This is a genomic window from Candidatus Acetothermia bacterium, from assembly GCA_024653305.1.
GTDB lineage: Bacteria > Bipolaricaulota > Bipolaricaulia > Bipolaricaulales > Bipolaricaulaceae > JACIWI01.
The window spans coordinates 1-3,821 of the sequence record JANLFW010000037.1 but is presented as its reverse complement, the minus strand read 5'-3'; the positions used below and the strand labels follow the sequence as shown (position 1 = coordinate 3,821).

Sequence of the window (3,821 nt, the reverse complement as noted above, 5' to 3'; positions counted from 1 at the left end):
CCGTGATCAGTAGAGCCCTTCTTCACCTCACGCATCGCAGATCACGCGTCGCGGGTTTGTTCCTCATTGACACGGACGGGACGGAGCACTATGATGCCACCGGCGGCGGGGTGGTGCATGTAACCGCGGCAACCAAGAACACATAACCCCCGGTCCCGCTCGAGCTGCCGTCGCCACCGATCCGACCTTGCCCCTCCCTACGCTCCACCCCGACGGCCTGGCCGACCGCAGGACCCGGCAGGCGCGAACCTGCGCTTCCCGAACGCCGGACAGGCACACCCGACATGATCGCCATGCCCTGGCGCCAACGCCGGCCGAGCAGGCTCGGCTGGCGATGAAGTAAGTGCAACAAGCAGGGAAGGGGGTAGCCATGCGGCGAGGATGGCGGTCGGTCGTTTCGGCGTGGGGAATCCTAGTTGGGCTCGTCTTTCTGGGGTGGCCTTCACCGGCCCAGGAGGGCAGGTTCACTACCCTCACGGTGGAAGCGTTAGTGGGGATCAGGCTCGATCTCCAGGCGTCGTTTACCGGCCTGGCTTTGCCCAAGGCCGGGCTCGTCCTTGGGCTGGGCGCGGACATCCTCGCCCTGGGCGGGGATCTCACAGTCAAGCGGTTGCCCACGGACCTTGCGCCCGGGTTCGACATCGGGTCGCGGGACCCCAAGTCGGGCGAACGGGCGGGGGAGCTTGATGGGATCTACTTCTACCTTGTCACCGCGTTCGTGGACGACAAGGAAGCCGTGCAGGTCGGTCCGGTTCCGGCGTGGGTCATCTCCGGGCAGATCTACGTCATGGAATGGGAGGTTCCGGACATTCTCCGAGAGACGGCGCGGATCGGCGCTCGCGCTGGGTACCGCGTCTACCGCCGCTACTACGGCCCGCCTGTCTTGGCTATCTTCGAGCTCGTCCTGACCGGGAAGATCGAGCCGGTACCCTTCGACAAGTACCGACAGGTTGGCGAGTTCGTCCTGTCCGGGGACCAAAGGGCGATCCGTTTCGAGGACGACGGCCGCCTGCCTACCGGCGGTCCCCCGAACCTCTCCCCCGGGGGCAGCCTCCATGTCGAGGGCACGGCCACGATCGAGGGGTTGACCACCCTCGGCGACGGCCTGCGGGTGGCGGGGCTGACCACGATGGGACCGGCTGAAGGATGGTCCAGGCTGAACCTCGCTCCACGGGCCGAGCCAGGATCTCTGCCCGTGTTGCTGAGCTTCGACGACAGCGCGGGAGGCGCGGGGATCTGGACCTGGGCGATGCATCCTGTTCCGGTGCCCGTCGTCGTGCCTCGCCCGTGGCCGCCCACGGTGTCGAGCCCAGCGACCGCGGTCGTGTTCATCGAGCACTTCCCGCAGCCTACGGGCACGTACGTGGAGCGAATGGTGTTCGAGGGGCCGGCGGGCCATCTGACCTTCACCCTTGGCAATCCCGTGGCGCCGGCCACGCCGGGCAGCTTCACGATCACCGACCTCTCCGCGGCCGCCCCGCGGTTCGTGATCTCCGCCGCGGGAAACGTGGGCCTGGCGGTCGCGGCTCCGGCGTACAGGCTCCACATCGGGCACCTCGGCGCTGGCAACCCAGCGAACCTGGCGCTCGATAGCATGGGCCTCCTCCCCGGCGGCCGGAACTGGACCCTGACCTCCACCGCAACCGGCGAGTTCGTGATCGCCCTCGCCGGAGCTCCCGCCGGGGCGTTCTGCGTCGGCGCTCCCCGGTTCGAGATGAGCGCGACAGGCGCCGCGGCGATCGGGATGCCCGTACCGGCCGTACCGGTGGCACCACCGGCGGGGAGCCTTACCATCGCCCACAGCCTGGGGGTCGGCGTGGCCGCACCCGCCGGCTGTGGGGACGTGGCCTTTGCGGGGAACCTCAACGTCGGCGGGGCGGTGAACGTCGTCTTGGGCCTGAACGTAGGCGGAAACGCTCAGGTGGGTGGGCAGCTCCAGCTCGGCGCGTTCGCGGCCGCACCCGTGCCCGTCGGGCCGGGCGCGCTCTACTTCGACACCGGGCAGAACCTCCCGATGGTGTTCAACGGAGTGAACTGGGTCGCGCTTGCCGCAGGTCCCGGGCCTGCCGGACCTCCCGGGCCGGGCATCGTGGGGGTTCAGTTGAACGCCGTGATTGTGCCCGCCGGCCAGGCCGGGGGAGGGCAAGCGGCCCTCGTGCCGATTCCCGGTTCGATCAACCAAAACCTCGTCCTGAAGCTCCAGATCCCCCAAGGTCCACAGGGACCCCAAGGCATTGCTGGCCCACAAGGCCCACAAGGCCCCCAAGGCCCTGCTGGTCCACAGGGGCCGCGAGGTCTGCAAGGGCCGCAGGGCGATGCCGGGCCCGGCATCGGCGAGGTCGCCCTCGACGTCCAGTTCGTCCCCCACAACCAACCAGGCAGCGGGCGGGCCTGGCTGACGGCCATCCCTGAGAAAACCGACAAGAAACTGGAGATCGAGCTCGAGATCCCCCAAGGTCCTCCCGGACCCCAGGGGCCCCAGGGCGAGCGTGGCCCCAAGGGAGATCCCGGCAGTGTGGACTTCGCCGCCGCGGACAAGCGCTACATCCTCAAGGCCGGCGACACCCTGACCGGCCGCCTGACCGTTCCCTCGCTCACGGTGAGCACCGATGCCGAGGTCGGGGGCAGCCTAACGGCCAAGGCGGCCACCATCACGGGCCAAGCATTCGCCGGCTGGCTGGTGGTAGGCGAGCCGCCGGCAAGGCCCGGCGGAAGCCCGACGAACACCTGGAGCTTCATCAACCCCGGCAACGGCCCGAACCTGGCCCTGGGGACGACCGATCCCCCGAACCTAGCCGAGCTGAAGCTCACGGTGATGGAGTTCAACCGGGCGACGGGCCTTGTGCGCATCCCGAACCAACTGGAGGTAGAGGGCGACGTGCGCGTGATGGGTCTGCTGGACGCGGGTGACCTGATCGCCCGGGACGCGGAGTTCGACAGCGTTACCGTGAGCCGGGATCTCCGGGTGCAGGGGTGCAAGTTCTTCGTCCAGCCGAACCCAACGGATCCGGCAACGGAGATCGTGTACGCGGCCTTGGAGGGCCCGGAAGCTGGCGTCTTTGTGAGGGGCCAGGCTCAACTCCTGGCCGGGGAAGCGGTCGTCGAGCTGGCCGAGCACTTCGGCCTGGTGACCTCCGCCGAGGGGTTGACGGTGCAACTGACGCCGATTGGGCAGTGGCTACAGCTCTATGTGGTAGAGCTTTCCCCTGCGCGTCTGGTCGTCCGCGAGGCCCACGGCAAGGACGGGGCGTTCTACTACCTCATCCAAGGCGTGCGTCAGGGATTCGAGGGATTCCAAGTGGTGCAGCCAGTGGAGGTGAGCGGGCGATGAGGACGAAACTGGCGTTGCTGGTTGTGTTGGTGGTCTGGGGCGCGCTCGCCGTGTCCGCGGAACTTCGCGTGCCCGAGGAGTTCAAGACGATCCAGGAGGCGATCAACGCCGCGGCAGTGGGCGATACCATCACCGTCGCCCCCGGCACCTATGTGGAGAACCTTACGATCGCCAAGCGGGGGCTGACCATCCGCGGCGCAGATCCCGAGCAGGTGATCGTTCAGGCCAAGTTCGCCGATGACCCGGTGGTGCTCCTCCGGGAGCGCGACGTCGTGCTGATCGGGCTCACCGTCACCGGCGGCCAACGCGGGGTGCAGGTGGAGAGCCGGGCCGACAACCCGGTCCTGGCGAACCTCGTCATCCGCGGGAACCGGGGCGAGGGCCTGTTCGTCGAGGGGGTGCGCGGCGGCGAGCTGCGGGACAGCCTCATCACCGAGAACGGAAAGGGCGTCTACGTCAGCAACCGGGCGGCCTTCCGCCTCCAGGGGAA

Annotated in this window: 2 protein-coding genes; both read left to right on the top strand. The window is 68.5% G+C overall.

Annotated elements, in window-relative coordinates; genetic code table 11:
* Nucleotides 1–370: 370 nt before the first annotated feature.
* The gene (locus NUV94_07985) at nucleotides 371–3,331 is read left to right on the top strand and encodes a hypothetical protein (protein MCR4392676.1); all 2,961 of its coding nucleotides are present in this window, start codon (nucleotides 371–373) and stop codon (nucleotides 3,329–3,331) included.
* The coding region (locus NUV94_07980; protein ID MCR4392675.1) for a hypothetical protein at nucleotides 3,328–3,821 on the top strand (494 nt) is incomplete at its 3' end. The genes NUV94_07985 and NUV94_07980, both read left to right, overlap by 4 nt.